Origin of the sequence: Actinosynnema sp. CS-041913 (assembly GCF_050942485.1) — a bacterium.
In the GTDB taxonomy this organism is placed as follows: domain Bacteria; phylum Actinomycetota; class Actinomycetes; order Mycobacteriales; family Pseudonocardiaceae; genus Actinosynnema.
In genome coordinates, this window is the sequence record NZ_CP192037.1 from 8,460,086 (window position 1) to 8,478,507 (window position 18,422).

15 protein-coding genes are annotated in these 18,422 nt (G+C 71.8%); 7 read left to right on the plus strand and 8 right to left on the minus strand.

What is annotated here, in order from left to right; genetic code table 11:
- From ACQPZF_RS38110 to ACQPZF_RS38125, 4 genes are all read left to right on the plus strand, one after another.
- The gene (locus ACQPZF_RS38110; RefSeq protein ID WP_433265494.1) at window positions 1-1,176 is read left to right on the plus strand and encodes a C40 family peptidase; all 1,176 of its coding nucleotides are present in this window, start codon (window positions 1-3) and stop codon (window positions 1,174-1,176) included.
- Window positions 1,177-1,180: 4 nt separating this feature from the next.
- A complete protein-coding gene (locus tag ACQPZF_RS38115; RefSeq protein WP_433265496.1) occupies window positions 1,181-1,555 on the plus strand; it encodes a hypothetical protein in 375 nt (124 codons plus the stop codon).
- Window positions 1,552-2,220 (plus strand): YbaB/EbfC family nucleoid-associated protein, encoded by a 669-nt coding sequence (locus ACQPZF_RS38120; RefSeq protein ID WP_433265498.1) that lies wholly within the window; start codon window positions 1,552-1,554, stop codon window positions 2,218-2,220. The genes ACQPZF_RS38115 and ACQPZF_RS38120 overlap by 4 nt, the downstream gene beginning before the upstream one ends.
- Before the next feature lie 65 nt (window positions 2,221-2,285).
- A complete protein-coding gene (locus ACQPZF_RS38125) occupies window positions 2,286-3,500 on the plus strand; it encodes a primosomal protein (RefSeq protein ID WP_433265500.1) in 1,215 nt (404 codons plus the stop codon).
- Between the two features lie 66 nt (window positions 3,501-3,566).
- Here the strand turns inward: ACQPZF_RS38125 and ACQPZF_RS38130 are convergent, their stop codons facing one another.
- Window positions 3,567-4,631: an adenosine deaminase gene (locus ACQPZF_RS38130; RefSeq protein ID WP_433265502.1), complete on the minus strand. Its 1,065-nt coding sequence runs from the start codon at window positions 4,629-4,631 to the stop codon at window positions 3,567-3,569.
- 371 nt (window positions 4,632-5,002) lie between these two features.
- Here ACQPZF_RS38130 and ACQPZF_RS38135 point away from each other — a divergent pair, with 371 nt between their 5' ends.
- Window positions 5,003-6,334, plus strand: a complete 1,332-nt coding sequence (locus tag ACQPZF_RS38135; RefSeq protein ID WP_433265504.1) for a hypothetical protein — start codon at window positions 5,003-5,005, stop codon at window positions 6,332-6,334.
- 73 nt (window positions 6,335-6,407) lie between these two features.
- On the opposite strand, the gene ACQPZF_RS38140 is transcribed toward ACQPZF_RS38135, so the two are convergent.
- The 7 genes from ACQPZF_RS38140 to ACQPZF_RS38170 all read right to left on the minus strand — a co-directional run bounded on the left by ACQPZF_RS38140 (window position 6,408) and on the right by ACQPZF_RS38170 (window position 14,610).
- Window positions 6,408-7,760, minus strand: a complete 1,353-nt coding sequence (locus ACQPZF_RS38140; protein ID WP_433265506.1) for a hypothetical protein — start codon at window positions 7,758-7,760, stop codon at window positions 6,408-6,410.
- A 63-nt stretch (window positions 7,761-7,823) separates the two neighbouring features.
- Window positions 7,824-9,098: a thymidine phosphorylase gene (locus tag ACQPZF_RS38145; RefSeq protein ID WP_433265508.1), complete on the minus strand. Its 1,275-nt coding sequence runs from the start codon at window positions 9,096-9,098 to the stop codon at window positions 7,824-7,826.
- Window positions 9,095-9,493 (minus strand): cytidine deaminase, encoded by a 399-nt coding sequence (locus ACQPZF_RS38150; RefSeq protein WP_433265510.1) that lies wholly within the window; start codon window positions 9,491-9,493, stop codon window positions 9,095-9,097. The genes ACQPZF_RS38145 and ACQPZF_RS38150 overlap by 4 nt, the downstream gene beginning before the upstream one ends.
- Window positions 9,486-10,751: an ABC transporter permease gene (locus ACQPZF_RS38155; RefSeq protein WP_433265512.1), complete on the minus strand. Its 1,266-nt coding sequence runs from the start codon at window positions 10,749-10,751 to the stop codon at window positions 9,486-9,488. Before ACQPZF_RS38155 ends, ACQPZF_RS38150 begins: the two co-directional genes overlap by 8 nt.
- Window positions 10,748-11,815, minus strand: coding sequence for an ABC transporter permease (locus tag ACQPZF_RS38160; protein WP_433265514.1), 1,068 nt, complete (start codon window positions 11,813-11,815; stop codon window positions 10,748-10,750). The genes ACQPZF_RS38155 and ACQPZF_RS38160 overlap by 4 nt, the downstream gene beginning before the upstream one ends.
- A complete protein-coding gene (locus ACQPZF_RS38165) occupies window positions 11,815-13,374 on the minus strand; it encodes an ABC transporter ATP-binding protein (protein WP_433265516.1) in 1,560 nt (519 codons plus the stop codon). Before ACQPZF_RS38165 ends, ACQPZF_RS38160 begins: the two co-directional genes overlap by 1 nt.
- 99 nt (window positions 13,375-13,473) lie before the next feature.
- On the minus strand, window positions 13,474-14,610 hold the full coding sequence (locus tag ACQPZF_RS38170; protein WP_433274906.1) for a BMP family lipoprotein: 1,137 nt from the start codon (window positions 14,608-14,610) through the stop codon (window positions 13,474-13,476).
- A 465-nt stretch (window positions 14,611-15,075) separates the two neighbouring features.
- Between ACQPZF_RS38170 and ACQPZF_RS38175 the strand changes: the two genes are divergently transcribed.
- Both ACQPZF_RS38175 and ACQPZF_RS38180 read left to right on the plus strand, forming a co-directional pair.
- Complete coding sequence (locus tag ACQPZF_RS38175; RefSeq protein ID WP_433265518.1) at window positions 15,076-15,576, plus strand: YbaB/EbfC family nucleoid-associated protein; 501 nt, start codon at window positions 15,076-15,078, stop codon at window positions 15,574-15,576.
- A gap of 17 nt (window positions 15,577-15,593) precedes the next feature.
- Window positions 15,594-17,255 (plus strand): hypothetical protein, encoded by a 1,662-nt coding sequence (locus tag ACQPZF_RS38180; RefSeq protein WP_433265520.1) that lies wholly within the window; start codon window positions 15,594-15,596, stop codon window positions 17,253-17,255.
- The last annotated feature ends 1,167 nt before the right edge of the window (window positions 17,256-18,422 follow it).

Sequence of the window (18,422 nt, forward strand, 5' to 3'; positions counted from 1 at the left end):
ATGGACGTCGCGGGATTCCTGGCCGCCCTGGTGCGGCCGATGAAGGACGACCTGGCCAAGCTGGAGGGCGACACGGGCGGCGCGTCACGCGCGGCGGACGCCTTCGGTCGGGCCTCCTCGGCGCTGACCGAGATCGACGGACGGCACACCGGCGCGGCCAACGCGGCGCTCGGCACCTGGTACGGCGAGCGCGCGAACGCGTTCCAGCAGCGGGTGGCGGCGTTCTCCGGCGGGGTGGGGACGCTGGCCCGCAACGCGACCGCGACCCAGACCGCCGCGACGACCGCCGTGAACGCGGTGACCGGCGGCCGGGCCGCGATCCAGGGCCTGATCGACGACTTCACCGGGTGGGCGCAGCCCCGGCTGGCCGCCGCCGTCGCGGCGTCGCTGTTCGGCGGGCTCGGCGCGGTGCTCGCGGTCGCCGCCGACGTGACCGCGAAGGCCCGCGAGTACGAGGGCAGGTCGAAGCAGGAGCTGGACAAGGTCCGGTCCGAGCTGACCGCCGTCGTGGCGACGCTGAACGGCTTGGCGAAACCCGACTTCACGGGGCTCGGCGACCCGCTGGGCGAGGATTCCGGTGGCACCACGTCGACTTCGAGCGCCGGTGACGACGGCAAGCGCGATCCTTCGTCGCCCGGCGGACCCGGTGGCGGGGGTGGCGGCTCGGGTGGCGGCGGTGCGGGTTCCGGCGGCGGCTCCGGTGGTGGCGGCGGTGGTGGCGGCGGCGGTGGTGGCGCGGTCGGGCCTCGGCTGCCGGTGGCCATTCCACCGCAGCCCGGCACCGGGGTGGGCGTGAACCTGCCGGACGGCAGCTCCGCCGAAGCTCCGAACGAGACCGCCGCGCGGGCCGTGCGCAACGCGTTGTCCGCTCTGGGCACGCCGTACGTGTGGGGCGGCGCGAACCCGCCGCAGGGCACGGACTGCTCGGGCCTCACGCAGTGGGCGTACAAGGGAGCCGGGTTCGACATCCCGAGGCCCGCGTCGTCCCAGGCGATGGGCGCGTCCGTGCCGCCGAACCAGCTCCTGCCCGGCGACCTCGTGGTGTGGGACGGGCACGTGGCGATGGTGATCGGCAACGGGCAGATGGTGGAGGCGGGCGACCCGGTGCAGGTGAACCCGATCCGCACGGACAACATCGGCATGGGTTTCATGGGCTTCTACCGACCGACGGGCTGAGAACGTGGACGAGACGACACGCGCGGCCCACCGGGTCGCGGACGTGGAAGCACAGGTTTCCGAGCACATCGCGCGCACCGGGCCGGTGTTCGGGCGGGCGTCCTCTTCGGACGGAGCGGTCACCGTGGTGTGCGCGCCGGGCGCGCCGCCGCGGGAGATCCGCATCTCGGCGGGCGCGTTGGCCATGGGCGCTCCGGCGTTGGGCGACGAGATCGTGCGCGTCGCCGCGCGGGCCGCCGCCGACGCCGCCGCGCGGATGCACCGGTCGCTGGCGCGGCTGATGGACCCGGCGACCGCGCGGGCGTTGGACGAGATCGGCTTCCCGGCGGCCGGTGTCGAAGAGGACTTCGACTCTTCCTACCCGAGGGGGCCGCGATGAGCGTGCAGGAGGAACGGATCGCCGCCGCCGACCGGCTGACCGACGTGCTGGCACGGGTCACCGGGACGGCTTCGCACGAGTCCGGGCTGGTGACCGTGACGGCGTCGGCGGTGGGGGCGCTGAAGGCCGTGCGGCTGGAGCCGGCGGCGCTCGGGCAGGGTCCGGACGCGGTGGGCCGGATGGTCGCCGAGACCGCCCGGCTGGCCACCGACGCGGCCGTGCAGACGAGCTACAACGAGTTGGCGAAGACGCTCGGCGACAGCATGGCGATGGCGATCGAGGACTTCGCCGGCCCGCCGCCGCTGCACCGCCAGGAACCGGCCGCGCCGCAACCGCCGCAGGGCCCGCCGGCGTTCGGGGCCCGGCGGACGCCCGGAGCCGCGCCGGCCTACGGACAACCGCAGGCTCCCGGAGCCGTGCCGGAGTACGGGCAGCGGCAGGGGCACGGGGCCGTTCGGACGCCCGGAGCCCGGCCGGCGCCAGGGGCCGGACAACCGCAGGAATACGGACAGCCGCAGGTTCCCGGAGCATCCGCGCCGAACCGGCCGGAGACGACTCGTCCGTGGTCAGCGCAGCCGCCGAAGCCCGCGCAACGCCCTCGTCCGCCGGTCGAAGACGACGAAGACGACTTCTTCGCGGACCCTTTCCGTGGTCAACGGCAGTAGCCGGAGATCCACCCCGTAGTCTTTCCCCCGCATCGCAAAGGGGCATGGCGTGACCGGGAGGTCGGATGGCACAGGACATCGTCCCGATCGAGCTGGGGCTCACCCAGGGTGATGTCGTCACCCTGTGGGCCCCGCGCTGGCGGGAAGAGGGCGAGGAGTGGGAGGCATTCCTCGGCCACGAGGAGGACCTGTACGCCTTTCCGGACGCCGCGCACCTGGCGGCGTTCGTGCGCGAGGCCGAAGAGCACGACCTGACCGACCACCCCGCGTGGCACGTCGTGCCGGGGCTGTCCGTCGGTGAGCTGTCGCCGGACGACAACCACCAGTTCGACCTGGTGGGCGTGCCGGAGCTGGTCGCCGAGGAACCGGACACCTGGGTCATCGGCGAACTCGCCGACGTGGTCGCGATCGTGCGCTCGCTGGCCGACGTGTGCGACCTGGAGAAGGTGCACGAGGTGCTGGACTCGGCGGAGGGCTTCTCCCTGCTGCCGCAGGGCACCCTGCCGTTCACCGGGCGCGAGGGCGCGGCGCTGTGGACCGAGATCGCCGAGGTCGTCTCCGAGAAGTGGGACGAGGTGCTCGACGCGATCGACGAGGTCGTCACCGCGCCGGAGGTGGACGAGGCCGCGCTCAAGGTCGCCCAGGAGGAGCTGGCGGCGTTCGAGGAGGCCAACGCCGCCGCCGCCGCGCTGGACGCCGAGGCGGAGGACGCCGAGGACGGGGCCGAGCCGGTCGGGTTCTGGTCCGAGGTGGGCATCGACCCGATCAAGATCATCACGGGGGCCGGCGAGTACTACACGCTGCGCTGCTACCTGGACGACCAGCCGCTGTTCCTCGGCCGCAAGGGCCGGATCGACGTGTTCGGCTCGCCGCGCGCGCTGGCCCGGTTCATCGTGGAGGCCGACGACAACGACCTCGCCGAGGTGGCCACGTGGGGCGAGCTGGTGGTCAAGGCGACCGGCGGCGACCTGGAGGTCGAGGTCGACCCGGACAACGTCTACGTGCTGACGGGTCTGGACGAGGACATCGCCGACGGGCCGGACGGGGTCGACCCGACGCAGCTCGACCTGGCGGTGGAGCTGCTGGAGGACGCCGGCGAGTGGGCGGGCGACGACGCCGTGAAGGTGGCCCTCAACCAGTCCGAGTCGTTGGGCTGGCTGGTGTCCTACGTCCTGAAGCCGGACCCGACGCGGCTCGCGCCCAGCGCGCCTTACGAGGCCGAGGTGACGGCGTGGCGGGCGCTGGTGGCGGCGTTCGAGGACCGGCTCAAGGTCCACTAAAGGAACGTTGACGCCGATCGGGCCGGACACGCGAGGTGTCCGGCCCGATCGCGTCGAGGTCCGCCGCTACTTCTGGAGGGCGGCGTAGCCGGGCTCGATCACGTCCTGGATCAGGGCGCGGCGCTCGTCCAGCGGCAGGAACGCGGCCTTGGCGGCGTTGACCGTGAAGCGGCGCAGGTCGTCCCAGCCGAAGCCGAACCGCTCCACGACGGTCGCGAACTCGCCGGACATCGTGCAGTCGCTCATCAGCCGGTTGTCGGTGTTGACGGTGACCCGGAAGCCCAGGTCGTGCAGTCGCTTGATCGGGTGCTCGTCGAGCGACGCCACCGCGCCGGTCTGCACGTTGGACGTCGGGCACATCTCCAGCGCGATCCGCCGGTCCCGCACGTACGCGGCGAGGTGGCCGACGGTGTCATCCTTGATGTCCTCCGCGAGGCGCACCCCGTGCCCCAGCCGCTCGGCGCCGCAGAACTGCACGGCCTGCCAGATCGACTCGGGGCCGTCGGCCTCGCCCGCGTGGATCGTGAAGTGCGCGTTCTGCCGGCGCAGGTACTCGAACGCGGACAGCTCGCGGGTGGCCGGGAAGCCCAGCTCGGGGCCGGCGATGTCGAAGCCGACGACGCCCGCGTCCCGGTAGCGGACCACCAGGTCGGCGATGCGCTGCCAGCCGTCGTTCTGGCGCATGGCGCACAGCAGCGCGCCGACCTTGATCCGGTTGCCGGAGGCGGCCTCGCCCTGGCGGAAGCCCTCCTGCACGGCCTCCACGGCCTGCTCCAGGCTCAAGCCCTTGTCCGTGAACAATTCGGGGGCGTAGCGGATCTCGGCGTACACCACGCCGTCCGCCGCGAGGTCCTGCGCGGCCTCGGAGGCGACGCGGACCAGCGCCGCCTCGTCCTGCATGACGCCGCACGTGTGCGCGAAGCCCTCCAGGTAGCGCACCAGCGAGCCGGAGTTGGCGTTGTCGCGGAACCAGTCGCCCAGCACGCCGGGATCGGTGGTGGGCAGGCCCTGGTGGCCCGAGGCGTCGGCGAGTTCGATCACCGTCTGGGGGCGGAGGCCACCGTCGAGGTGGTCGTGCAGGAGCACCTTCGGCGCGCTGCGGATGGCCTCCGGGGAAAGCGGGGTAGGCATGCGGCTCACCGTACCGGCGATGCGGCGGACCGGGTCCGGATGGCGATGATCTTGCACGCTAGGATCACCGCGAAGGCGTCCGCTGTGACGACAACCACCCGGTTGGGCGACCCCATCGTCGTTGTGCAGTCGTGATGCAGAACTTTCCGCTACCGATCACCTGGTCCGCGTCACTCGCACGGGCGATGGTCACGAGGAGCACTCAAGGGTGCGCCGGCGGTTACCTTCGAGTAGGGTCGGTCGACGTAACCCGAATGGAGTAAGACCGGGCGCAGAGCGGGCGCTGTGCCCTAGGGGGTGGTATTGGCCAGGCCCCCGACGCGGTTAGGCTCCCGGAGGTCTCCCCTCCCCTGGACGAAGGCATTCAAGCCGTGAACGAGAACAGCAACTCCACGATGTCCTTCGATCGGATGCGCAACATGCTGACGCGCGCCGCGGAGATCCGTGAGAGCGAACAGCAGCAGATCTTCGATGCACTGGACGAGATCCACGCCCGGATGTCCCCGCTGGAGTCGCTGGGTTCCGTTCGCAAGCGCCTGTCCGAGCTGCCGGACCGGACCGAGGTCAGCGTGCTGGCCGAGCGGCTGGACGAGACGCTCGCGCGGCTGGAGGCGCAGGACAACGCGGTGCAGGGCATCGGCCGGGCGGTCGACGGCCTGGTCGACAAGCTCGCCAAGCCGTTCGCGCAGCTCGACGGCAGGCTGGACGGCGTGGCCGGCCGCTTCGAGGGCGTCGCCGGGCGGATGGACGGCCTGGAGGACAAGCTCTCCCACATCCACAAGCGGCTGGACGACCTGGAACTGCACCTGGACAAGCAGGACGGCAAGGTCGACGCCGTGCCGGGCGCGGTGACCGGTCCGCTGCGGGAGCGCATCGAGACGCTGGAAGCCGCGCTGCGCGGTCGCCTGGACGAGGTGGACGAGGGCGTGCACGAGCACCTCGACGGCACCCGCGAGGCGTTGCAGCGCTCGGTGTCCGACACGTCGTCCTCGCTGCACGGCAAGCTGGACGAGACCCGCGACAACCTCAACAGCACGCGCGACTCGCTGTTCTCGTCGCTCAACGACACCCGGGAGAAGCTGGCCGGCTCGCTGAACGAGACCCGTGACCAGCTCACCGGCTCGCTCAACGAGACCCGCGAGGCGCTGTCCGGCTCGCTCGACAACACCCGGGAGACCCTCGCGGCGTCGCTGGCCGACACCCGCAGCACCGTGCACGGCAAGCTGGACGAGGCCCGCGAGGCGCTGCACGCGGCCCTGGACGAGACCCGCGACCAGGTCGACGCGACGGACCGCCTCGAAGCGCTGGCCCAGCGCCTGGAGCAGGTCACGTCCCGCCTGGACACCATGACCACCCGCCTGGACTCGGTGGAGGACGACTTCGCGGCCCGCCTCGGCGACCTGACCGGCGTCGTGGAGCAGGGCATCGCCAAGGTCGAGGGCACCGTGTCGGCCCGGCCGGACGCCGACTCGCTGGCGACCATGGTCCGCAAGAGCAACCAGGAGTCCGAACTCCGCATCGGCGGCCAGCTCGACGAGGCCATGGCGACGTTCGCGGAACTCATCCTCGGCGGCGGCTCGCCCACGCCTCCCCCGCCGCCCACCGCCCTGCCCCGCCCGCAGCGGCGCACCCGGAAGAACGGCCCGAAGCCGTCCGACAACCGGAACGTGGACGACGACGACCTGACCGCCGAAGGCGCCTGACGCCCGAAGCTCCGCAGAAAGCCCGGCTCCCCTCACGGAGAGCCGGGCTTTCGCCGTACAGGACGGCAGTGGCTCAGAACGGCAGGGAGCGCGGGTAGGGTCCGGGTCGGTAGCCGGAGAACGTCGGTCGGACCAGGGCGTCCGCGCCGGTCAGCGGGTTGGTCACGAGCTGCTTGTCCGGCCCGAAGGCGGACGCGGCGGTGTTCAGCGTGGCCGGGTCGGTGGCGGGCCAGACCCCGTCGTCCAACCGGTCGAACAACGTGGTGAACGCCGTGATCTCCTCGGAGGCGGTGAACCGGCAGTGCCCCGCCCGGTCGACCGGGAACTGGCGCAGGTCGGACTTGCGGTGCACGCGGTCGCCGTACGCGGTCTGGTTGGAGATCGGCAGCAGGCCGTCGGCGACGTTGTGCACCGCCACCACCGGCCAGGGGTTGCGGCCGATCGGCAGGCTGGTCCTGGCCAGGTACGCCACCGCGGACGGGTCGGCGGCGATGCGTGGCGCACCGGCCAGCCGGGCGAGGTCGGCGCCGAGGTCCAGGCCGGCCGCCGCGTAGGCCTGCCGCACCAACGACTTCTCACTGGACCGGTCGAGCACCCGCCGGTAGTCGATGCCGGTGTTCCAGCTCGGGTTGCCGCCCGCCCACCGCTCCAGGTCGGCACGACCGACGTCCACGGCCCACGTGCGCAGGTACTGGGTCCACACCCGCATCCAGTCGAGCTGCTCGGCCAGTCCGGCGGGCCGGGGCGCGGTCGGGTCGAACCAGCCGGGGATGTCGCCCAGCGCACTCGCCAACGCGATCCGCGCCCGCCCGGCCGGGTCGTTCCCGGCGGCGGCGATCGCCGCGGCGGCCCTGGTCCCGTTGGCCTTCGGGTCGGCGATCTTCACCAACTCGAAGTCCGCGCCCAGCAACGTCTTCACCGCGAACATCACGTCGAGCCCGGAGTTCCAGTACGACGCCCCGCCGCCCACCGCGCCGCACAGCGTGAGCACTCCGTCGAACCGCCGGGGGTTCCGCTCGGCCAGCACGGTCGCCGTCGCGCCACCCACCGACTCGCCGGCCGAGATGGTGCGGCGAGGCGGGCCCACCGTGCGCCGGAACCAGTCCAGCAGCGCGACCTGGTCCCGCAACCCGTCTTCCACCGACCACCCGACGGGCGTGCGGAACTGCGAGCCGGCCAGCGCGAACCCCTGTGCCAGCAGGTAGTCCTCGGTCGCCGGCTGGTCGGTCAGCGCGATTCTCGACGGCGGCGCGCCGTACGCGCCGTGACTCCACAGCACCAGCGTGCCGTTCCAGTCGGCCGGCACCATCACCCGGTACGCCGCACCACCGATCTCGCCCTCGTACCGCCGGACGGAAGCCGAAGCCGGCACCGCCAGACCCAACAGCGCGCACAACACCAGCAGCAGAACCCCGAGTCGCTTCATGGCAGGGTTTCTACTCCCCGGCGCGCACGGATTCAGCCGTTCACCCGATGCCGCACAACGCGGTCAGCCCCGGATGGTGTCGATGACCAACGGCCTCGGCGGCGGAGCGGTGTCACCGATGGCGTAAGCGCCTTCGAGTGCCGCCAACGCACCGGCCAAGGCGTCCGGTGTGTCGGTGTGCAGCTCCAGCAACGGCTGGCCCTTGACGACCTCGGCCCCGGGCTTCGCCTGGCACAGCACACCGGCCCCGGCCTGCACCGGGTCCTCCTTGCGGGCACGGCCCGCGCCCAGCCGCCAGGCAGCCACACCCACCGCGTAGGCGTCCAACCTGGTGAGCACGCCGGACTCCGGAGCCTCCACCACGTGCTTGTGCGCACCGGCCGGCAACGCGGCGTCAGGGTCTCCGCCCTGCGCCCGGATCATCCGCGCCCACGTCTCGAAAGCCTCGCCACTGGCCAGCACCGCCGCCGGATCGGCCGAGATCCCGGCCTGGGACAGCATTTCCGCCGCCAGCGCCACGGTCAGCTCCACGACGTCCGCCGGACCGCCGCCGCGCAGCACCTCCACCGCTTCGGCGACCTCCACGGCGTTGCCGACCGCACGTCCCAGCGGCACCGACATGTCCGTCAACAGCGCCGAGACCTTCAGGCCGTGGTCCACGCCGATCGACACGAGGGCCTGGGCCAGCGCCCGCGCCTGCTCCTCGGTCTTCATGAACGCCCCGGACCCGACCTTCACGTCCAGCACCAGCGCCTCGGCGCCTTCGGCGATCTTCTTCGACATGATCGAGCCGGCGATCAGCGGGATGGACTCGACCGTTCCGGTGACGTCCCGCAGCGCGTAGAGCTTCCGGTCCGCCGGGGCCAGGCCCTCCGTCGCCGCGCAGATCACCGCGCCGACGTCGCGCAACTGAGCGGTCACCTCGTCCACGGAGAGCTGCGCCCGCCAGCCGGGGATGGCCTCCAGCTTGTCCAGCGTCCCGCCGGTGTGCCCCAGGCCGCGTCCGGATAGCTGCGGCACCGCCGCGCCGCACGCGGCCACCAGGGGAGCCAGCGGCAACGTGATCTTGTCGCCCACGCCGCCCGTCGAGTGCTTGTCGACGGTGGGCCGGCCGACGTCCAGGGACAGCGTCGCGCCGGAGCGGACCATGGCGCGGGTCCAGCGGGCCGTCTCCGCCGTGTTCATGCCGTTCAGGAAGATCGCCATGGCCAGCGCCGACATCTGCTCGTCGGCGACGACGCCCTTGGTGTAGGCGTCGACCACCCAGTCGATCTGGGCGTCGGACAGCTCGTGGCCGTCCCGCTTCGCCCTGATCACGTCGACCGCGGTGTGGGTCATGGCAGGTCCTCCGGTCCGAACGCGTCGGGCAGCACCCGGCTCATGGGCAGCACGCCGGACGGCGTGTCGACCAGGCAGTCGGGGCCGCCCAGCTCGTAGAGCACCTGCCGGCACCGCCCGCACGGCATGAGCAGTTCGCCGTCACCACCGCGGCAGGCGACGGCGACGAACTTCCCGCCGCCGGTCAGGCGGAGCTGCCCGGCCATGGTGCACTCGGCGCAGAGGCCCACGCCGTACGAGGCGTTCTCCACGTTGCAGCCGACGACGATCCGGCCGTCGTCGCACACGGCCGCCGAGCCGACTCGCAGGCCCGAGTACGGGCAGTACGCCGACTGCGCGGCGGCCACCGCCCGCGCCCGCAGGTCGTCCCAGTCGACGGCGTCGCGGTCAACCACGGCGGTACACCACCCCGTCGGCGGCGGGCATGCGCAATCGCTGCGACGCGACGGCGAGCACGATCAGCGTCACCAGGTGCGGGGCGTAGGTCGTCAGCTCAGACGGCACCTCGTCCACGCTGTAGTACACCGCGTAGAGCGCCGCCGCCGCGACGATCCCGCCGGCCGCCGCGAACCAGCGGCGGCGGACGAGCTGCCAGATCACGATCACGGCCAGCAGCAGCACCGCGCCGTAGATCAGCGCCAGGAACGTCTTGCCGCCGCTGCGCAGTTGCAGGCCGTCCGCGTAGCCGAACAGCGCCGCGCCGCCCAGCAGGCCGCCGGGACGCCAGTTGCCGAAGATCATCGCCGCCAGGCCGATGAAGCCGCGGCCGTTGGTCTGGCCCTCCAGGTAGCCCGGCTGGCCGGGGTTGAGCACGAGGGCCGCGCCGCCGATGCCGGCCAGCGCGCCGGACGCGATCACCGCGAGGTACTTGTGCCGGTAGACGTTGACACCGAGGGATTCCGCCGCGACCGGGTTCTCGCCGCACGACCGCAGCCGCAGGCCGAACCGCGTCCGCCACAGCACCAGGTAGCTGCCGACGACCAGCGCGATCGCCAGCATCGTCAGCGGCGACACACCGGTGATCAGGCCCCGCAGGATGCCGGCCACGTCGGAGATCCCCACCCGCTGCTGCGCTTCGAGGTCGGCCAGCCACTCGGACAGGCCCGGCGCGGAGTAGGTGTCGAACTTCGGCACGGCGGGCGACTCGCGCGGGTTGTGCGAGAGCGGGAAGAAGATCAGCGTCGACAGGTACTTGGTGAGGCCCGCGCCGAGCAGGTTGATCGCCACACCGGACACGATGTGGTTGACGCCGAAGGTGACCGTGGCGATCGCGTGCAGCAGGCCGCCCAGCGCGCCGAACACGGCGGCGGCCAGCAGCGCGGCCCACGGGCCCCACTGGTAGCCGCCCCACGCGGCGCCCCACGTGCCCATGATCATCATGCCTTCGAGGCCGATGTTCACCACGCCCGCGCGTTCCGCCCACAGCCCGCCGAGGCCGGCGAGGAGGATCGGGAGCGCCAGGCGCACGGCGGTCTGGGTCGTGCCGGTGGACGTGAGCTGCGGCAGGCCGGTCAGGTAGGACGTGGTCGACAGCAGCACGATCGCGCCGACCACGCCGAGCACGCCGACGGCCCAGCCGGGAACGCGGCGGGACTTGCGCGGCGGAGGGACGGTGGCCGGGGCTTCCGAAGGATTCATCAAAGAGGTGCTCATGCCGCCACCGTCCCCAGTTCCTTGCCGACCCGGCGCTGTTCGGCGGCCAGCTCCAGCCGGCGGACCACCTCGTACGCGACGACGACCGACAGCACGATCGCGCCCTGCATGATCGTCACGATCTCCCTCGCCACCCCGATGTTGTCCAGCGCCAGGCCCGACTGGTCGAGGAACGCCCACAGCAGCGCGCCGAACGCGATGCCGCCGGGGTGGTTGCGGCCGAGCAGGGCGATCGCGATCCCGGAGAAGCCGATGCCCGCCGGGAAGTTCAGGTTGTAGGTGTGGTCGCGGCCGAGGATCTCCGGCATCGACACCAGGCCCGCGATGCCGCCGGACAGCAGCATCGCGATCAGCACCATCTTCTTCGCGCTGACGCCGCCGGCCGCCGCGGCGGTCGCGGACTCGCCGGACGCCTTCAGCTCGAAGCCGAACCGGGTGCGGTTCATCATCACCCAGTACCCGATGCCCAGGAGCGCGGCCAGGAACACCAGGCCGAAGACCGTGCCGGACGAGCCGAACGAGATCCCCGGCACCCAGCCGCTCTCCGGGATCTCCGGCGTGCGGATGTTGTTGCCCCGCAACTCGCCGAACACGTCGTCCCGGATCAGGTACGCGGCCAGGCCGAGCGCCAGGCCGTTCATCATGATCGTGGAGATGACCTCGTTCACGCCCCGGGTGACCTTGAGGACCGCCGGGATCGCCGCCCACAGCGCGCCGGCCACCGCCGCCACCAGGATGACCACCAGCGAGTGCAGGCCCGGCGGCAGCGCGATCGAGCCGCCGACCACCGCCGCGACCACCGCCGCCACCCGGTACTGGCCCTCGACACCGATGTTGAACAGGTTCATCTGGAACCCGATGGCCACGGCCAGCGCCGCGATGTAGTACGTGCCGGTGCTGTTGACGATGTTCACCGCGGTCGTGCCCTCGCCGACCTGGGACACCATCGCGCCGAACGCCTCGAACGGGTTCGCGCCGGACACCACCAGCGCGATGCCGCACAGCAGTGCGGAGAACAGGATCGCCAGTGCGGGCGGCAGCAGCTTGCCGCGCAGGATTCCCATTACTCGCCTTCCAGTTCCGCGACGGCGGCGCTGGTGGCGCCCGCGCCGGTCATCGCGCTGCCGAGGTCCTCCGGGGTGACCGAGGCCGGGTCCGCGTCGGCGACGAGGCGTCCGCGCAGCATGACCTTGATCGTGTCCGACAAGCCGATCAGCTCGTCCAGGTCGGCGGAGATCAGCAGCACGGCCAGGCCGCGCGCCCGCGCCCGCTTGATCTCCTCCCAGATCAGCGCCTGCGCGCCGACGTCCACGCCGCGCGTCGGGTGGGAGGCGATGAGCAGCACCGGGTCGCCGGACAGCTCCCGCCCCACCACGAGCTTCTGCTGGTTGCCGCCGGACAGCGCGGCGGCGGGCACGTCGATGCCGGGCGTGCGGACGTCGAACTCGGCGACGATCCGCCGGGTGTCCTGCTTCGCGCCGGCGAGGTCCAGCCACTGGCCCTTCGAGACCGGCTCGCGGGTCTGGTGGCCGAGGATGCGGTTGGCCCACAGCGGCTGCGTGAGCAGCAGGCCCTGCCGGTGCCGGTCCTCCGGCACGTAGCCGATGCCCGCCTCGCGCCGGGCGAGCGTGCCGAGCCTCGTCAGGTCGCGGTCGCCGAGCAGCACGCGGCCGTGGGACGCCTTGCGCATCCCCATGATCGTCTCGACCAGCTCGGTCTGGCCGTTGCCCTCGACGCCCGCGATGCCGACCACCTCGCCGGACCGCACGACCAGGTCGATGCCGTCCAGCACGGGGCGGGTGCCCTCCGCCGCGACCAGGCCGAGGTTCTCCACGGTCAGCACCACCCGGTCGGTGACCGTGGACTCGCGGCTCTCCGGGCTGGGCAGCTCGCTGCCCACCATCATCTCCGCGAGCTGGCGGGAGCTGACCGTCTTCGGGTCGGCGGTGCCGACCGTGGTGCCGCGCCGGATCACCGTCACCGAGTCGGCGATCGCGCGCACCTCGTCCAGCTTGTGCGAGATGAACAGGAACGTGAAGCCCTGCTCCTGCATCCCGCGCAGGGTGGCGAACAGCTCGTCCACCTCCTGCGGCACCAGCACGGCCGTCGGCTCGTCCAGGATGATCACCTTGGCGCCCCGGTAGAGCACCTTCAGGATCTCCACCCGCTGGCGGTCGGCGACGCCGAGGCGTTCGACCAGCACACCGGGGTCGACGGTGAGGCCGGTGGCCTCCGCCAGGCCCTGGATGACCTTGCGGGCCTTGCCGCCGATGCCGTGCCGCGCCTCCGCGCCGAGCACGACGTTCTCCTGCACGGTCAGGTTGTCGGCCAGCATGAAGTGCTGGTGCACCATGCCGATGCCGGCCCGGATGGCGTCCGCCGGGGTCCGGAACCGGACCTGTTCGCCGGCCACCTCGATGGTGCCCTCGTCGGGCTGCTGCATCCCGTACAGGATCTTCATCAGCGTGGACTTGCCCGCGCCGTTCTCACCGCACAGCGCGTGCACTTCGCCGGCCCGCACGGTCAGGTGCACGTCGCTGTTGGCGACCACACCGGGGAACCGCTTGGTGATGCCCGAGAGGACGACGGCCGGGGTGCCGGCGGCAGGGGTGCTAGTGCTCATTCAGGGCTCCGTCTGATCTCCGGCAGGGCCGGGGTGGAAACCACGCAGTGGGCCTCGCGAGGAAGTGTCTCGCGAGGCCCACTGCGGTGACGGCCGGGATCAGCCGGTCGGCTTGTCCGAGACCTTGATCTTGCCCTCGACGATCTGGGCCTTGTAGCCGTCCAGCACGGCCTTCAGGCTGTCGTCGATCTTGCCGCCGGACGTGGCGTAGCCGACGCCGTCCACCTTGAGGTTGAACACCTTCGGCAGGTTGGCGAGGTCGTTCTTGGCGACCGCCTTGACGAAGTCGTACACCGCCACGTCGACGCGCTTGAGCATGGACGAGACGATCACGTCCTTGGACTCGGCGACGGTGGACTGGTTGTACTGGTCGGAGTCGACGCCGATGGCCTTGACGTTCGCGGCCTTCGCGGCGGAGAAGACGCCCTTGCCGGACGCGCCGGCGGCGTGGTAGAGCACGTCGGAGCCGGACTCGATCTGGCCCTTCGCGGCCTCCTGGCCCTTGGTCGGGTCCTGGAAGCCGGTGAAGTCGCCCGCCGGGGTCAGGTACTGCTTCTCGATCTTGATGTCCGGCGCGGCGGCCTTGGCGCCCTGCTCGAAGCCCGCGTCGAACTTCTGGATCAGCGGGATCTTCACACCGCCGATGAAGCCGACGTGGCAGGACTTGGACTGGTAGGCGGCGATCACGCCGGCCAGGAACGAGCCCTCTTCCTCGGCGAACACGAGCGGGGTGACGTTCGCCGCACCCTCGACCGCGCCGTCCACGATGGCGAACTTGACGTTCGGGAACTCCGGCGCGACGACCTTCAGCGACTCGGCGTACGCGAAGCCGACGCCGATGATCGGGCTGAAGCCCTCGCTCGCGAGCTGGCGGAGCCGGGTCTCCTTGGCGGCCTCCGGCTCGTTCGGGGCGGCGGTCAGCTCCTTGACCTCGGAGACGCCGAAGTCGGCCTTGGCCTTGTCCAGCCCGGCGGCGGCGGAGTCGTTGAACGACGCGTCGCCACGCCCGCCGATGTCGTAGGCGAGACCGACCTTGAGGGCGCTGCCGTCCACCTTGTCGCCGGCCGAGGAGCTGCTGGTGCTGCCGGCGGCGGCGGGCGGCTTGTCCGCCAGCTTGCAGCCACCGGAGGCGCTGTCGGTCGAACCACCGGTTCCGGTCCCACCGTTGTCCTTGGCACAGGCGGCCATCGACAGAACGCTGGTCAGCGCGATCGCGGCCACCGCGATGCCACGCATTCGACGACGCACGGCTCGTCTCCCTCCCTGCTCATCGAGCAGACAAATCCCGACAGCGTTGTCGGGCTTCCGAGTGGCGAACCGTACCCCGTAGTAACGACCACCGCGCGCGTACCGGCCCGCACGTGACCTAATCGTTGGTGCTGTGTTTGATGGTCCTCGCTCCGCTCGGACGGCTCGGCCGCCGAGGAGTCGGCGCGTCACGGGTCGTCCTCGGCCGATCGAAAAGCGTGATCGGCCGAGGACGCGCCGTGACACACCGACGCGGCCTCGCATGGGGAGACAGGGGAGGCCGCAGGGGGCGGAGGCCGCAGGGGGCGGAGGCGCTGGAGGCGGGGGTGGCACGTCACCCGTTCGGGGGTTCGGTACCCCGCCGGCGAGTCGCCCGTTGGTGAGGCGTTGGGACGGCGTTGGCGGGCTTCGGTGGACTCCAGGCTGCACCGGTATCCACCCGAGGAGGCTGCCTTGGACCCCCGGCAATGGCTGGACGACTACGAGTCGCGCCTGGCCGACCTGAAGCAGAAGTCGGCCGACCTGCAGGAGAACTACGCCGCGGCCAACGCCCGGGTCACCAGCAGCGACGGCGCGGTCACCGTCACGGTCGGTCCCAACGGCGGGCTGCTGGACCTCCAGCTCGGCCACCGCGCCTGCGACCTCGGCCCCGCCCGCCTCACCGCGCTGATCATGACCACCGCCCGCACCGCCCAGAAGCAGGCGGCGCAGAGGGTCGTGGAGGCGTTCGAGCCGCTGGGCGCCGGCACCGAGGCGATGCGGTTCGTCATCGACTCGATGACCACCGCCGTCGACGACCCGGCCGACACCGACGACCACGACCCGGACCCCGAACCGGAGCCGCAGCCGCAGCCGCCGCGGGCCCAGGCCAGGCCCCAGCCCGCCGCGCCGCCGCGCCCGGTCCGCCCCGCGCGCCGGGACGACGAAGACGACGACGACAACCAGCCCTGGTGACCTAGGAAGGCCGTGCCATGACCGCCCCCGACACGCCGATCGCGGCGCCTCCCGGTATCGAGATCACCGAGGAGAACAAGTTCAAGGGCTCGATGTTCATCGAGGCGTTCGACGGGCTGATCGACTCGATCGGCAAGGACGCCGAGTCGGAGACCGAACGCGTCCTGGACATCACGTTCAACGCCATCGGCGCGGCGTCCTCGGTGGCGATGTTCGCCACCGACCCGTTCGGCTCCATCCTGGGCGCGGGCATCGGGTGGCTGATCGAGCACATCACGTTCATCCGCGAGGGCTTCGACCAGCTCATGGGCGACCCCGAGGACATCCAGGCGAACGTCGAGGCCACCAAGAAGCAGGCGGTCGACATCCGCGTGCTCGCCGAGGACCACAAGCAGGGCCTGGTCACCTTCGACGGGTGGACCGGGCAGGCGTCGGAGCGGTTCTCGGCCAGCATGGAGGCGATGGGCAAGGAGCTCGACGACCTCGCGAGCGCCGTCGAGACCAAGGCCAAGATCGTCGCCGTGTGCGGCATGCTGGTGCAGGTCCTGCGGGACATCGTGCGCGACATGATCGCCCAGTTCCTCGGCTCGCTGATCGCGGGCGCGCTGGCCGCCGCAGCCGCCGCGATCCCCACCGTCGGCGCGTCCATTGCCGCCTTCATCGGCTTCGCGGTCGGCCGGGGCGTCGCGCTCGCCACCAACGTCGCGTCCCGCATCGCGCGCCTGGTCGCCGCGCTGAGCAGGCAGATGGGCCGGATCAAGAACCTCGACGGCATCGTGGAGAAGATCGGCAAGGGCTGGGACCGGTTCGAGAACATCGCCGACGTCGCCGAGATCGCCTGGGAGGGCTACAAAGCCGCCGGCGACGTGGACGAGGCCATCGACAAGGGCAAGAAGCAGGACGACGACCAGGACGTGGTCGACAAGGCGAACAAGGACGCCAAGGACGCCAACCAGAAGTACGAGGACGCCAAGAAGAACGAGCAGAAGGAGGCCGAGGAAACCAAGACGGCCAACGAGAAGCTCAACGACGCCTCGGACAAGGCCGCCGCCGCCAACAAGAAGGCCAACGACGCGGCCGAGGAGGTGAACAAGGCGGCGGAGTCCGGCGACCAGGCGAAGTTCGACGCGGCGAAGGCCAAGTACGACGCGGCCAAGGCCGAAGCGGACGCGGCCCGCGCCGAAGCGGCGACCGCGGCGTCCGGCGCGGCCAAGGAGGCACGCGACCTGGCGAACGCGTCGAAGGAGTCGAACGCGGCGCTGGACGCCACCAAGCCGACCGACGACGCCCAGCAGAAGGCGTACGAGGACTACCAGCAGAAGAACCCCGGAGGCCCCCAGGACCCGGGCAAGACCTCGGCGGAGAACGACCTGACCGCCAAGAACAACGCCGCCAAGGAAGCCAACGCCGCGTACGAGAAGGCGAACGTCGACTTCACGGAGGCCAACGCCAAAGCGTCCGAGGCCAACGCGAAGGCGTTCCAGACCGGCAGCGAGGCCGACATCGCCGCCGCCAAGCGTGCCTCGGAGGAGGCCGAAGCGGCGGGCAAGCGGGCCGAGACGGCCGGTGCGCAGGCGAAGTCGTCCGGCGACGCGGCCAAGTCCTCGTACGACGACTACCAGTCGAAGTACCCGAACAAGCCCGACACCCGCACCGACGCGCCCTCCGTCCAGGTCTAGTACCGCCTAGTCGTCCGGAGAGAACCGCTCATGGCACCCAAGAACCCCGGCGGCGGCAACCCGAACCCGTCACCGAGCCCCAGCCCGTCCCCCACCCCCGGCCCACCGCCACCACCGGTGGGCGGGCCGACGGGCACGTCCGGGTTCGGCATGAGCGGTTCCGCCATGGAAGGCCTGCAGGGCAAGGCGGGCGACTTCCAGTCCAGGCTGAACGCGATCACCGGGGGGCTGCGCGGCCTGCAGCTCAGCCCCAACTCGCTGGGCCCGATCGGCTTGTTCGCCGTGCCTGCGCTGAATTCGTCCAACAACAACTCGGTGTCGCAGGCGGAACGGGCGGCGACGACGTTCGGCAACGTCCAGGCGGGTCTGAAGGCCACGCAGCAGACACACGTCAGCACGGACGCCAACAGCGGCCGCGAGTTCACCAAGTTCAACCCTGACGCGAACGCCCAGCGGCCACCCGGGCAGCCCGGCGGCGGGCCGGTCGGTGGTCCCAAGACGGGTGGTCCTTCGGTCACTCCTTCGCAGGGGCACACGGGTGGCGGCGGTCCTGGCGCGTCGGGTGGGCCCAAGGGGGCCGGTGGGCCTGCGGTCGGACCCGCCAACGCGCCTAAAGGTGGTGCTGGGACCGGACCTTCGGGTGCGCCCAAGGGGGCTGGTGGGCCTGCGGTCGGACCCGCCAACGCGCCCAAGGGTGGTGCTGGGACCGGACCTTCGGGTGCGCCCAAGAGTCCAGGTGGGCCTGCGGTCGGGCCGGTCAACGCGCCCAAGGGTGGTGGCGGAACGCCTGGCGGTGTGGGGATCCCGGGTGGGACTCCCGGTGGGAAGGGCGGCCCTGGCGGCGTCGGTGTCCCGGGTGGAGTCGCCGGCGGGAAGGGCGCAACGCCCAGCGGTGTTGGCGTTCCGGGCGGCACCCCAGGCGGAGCCCCTGGCGGGAAGGGCGCAACGCCCAGCGGCATCGGCACCCCAGGCGGCACCCCAGGCGGAGTCCCCGGCGGGAAGGGCGCAACGCCCAGCGGCATCGGCGTTCCGGGCGGCACCCCAGCCGGCGTTCCAGGCGGCACTCCGAGCGGCGTTCCCGGAGGCTCCAAGGGTGGCGGAACCGGGATTCCCGGTGGGGCCGGCATTCCGGGCGGCGGGAAGGGCGTCGGGACTCCGGGCGCGGCC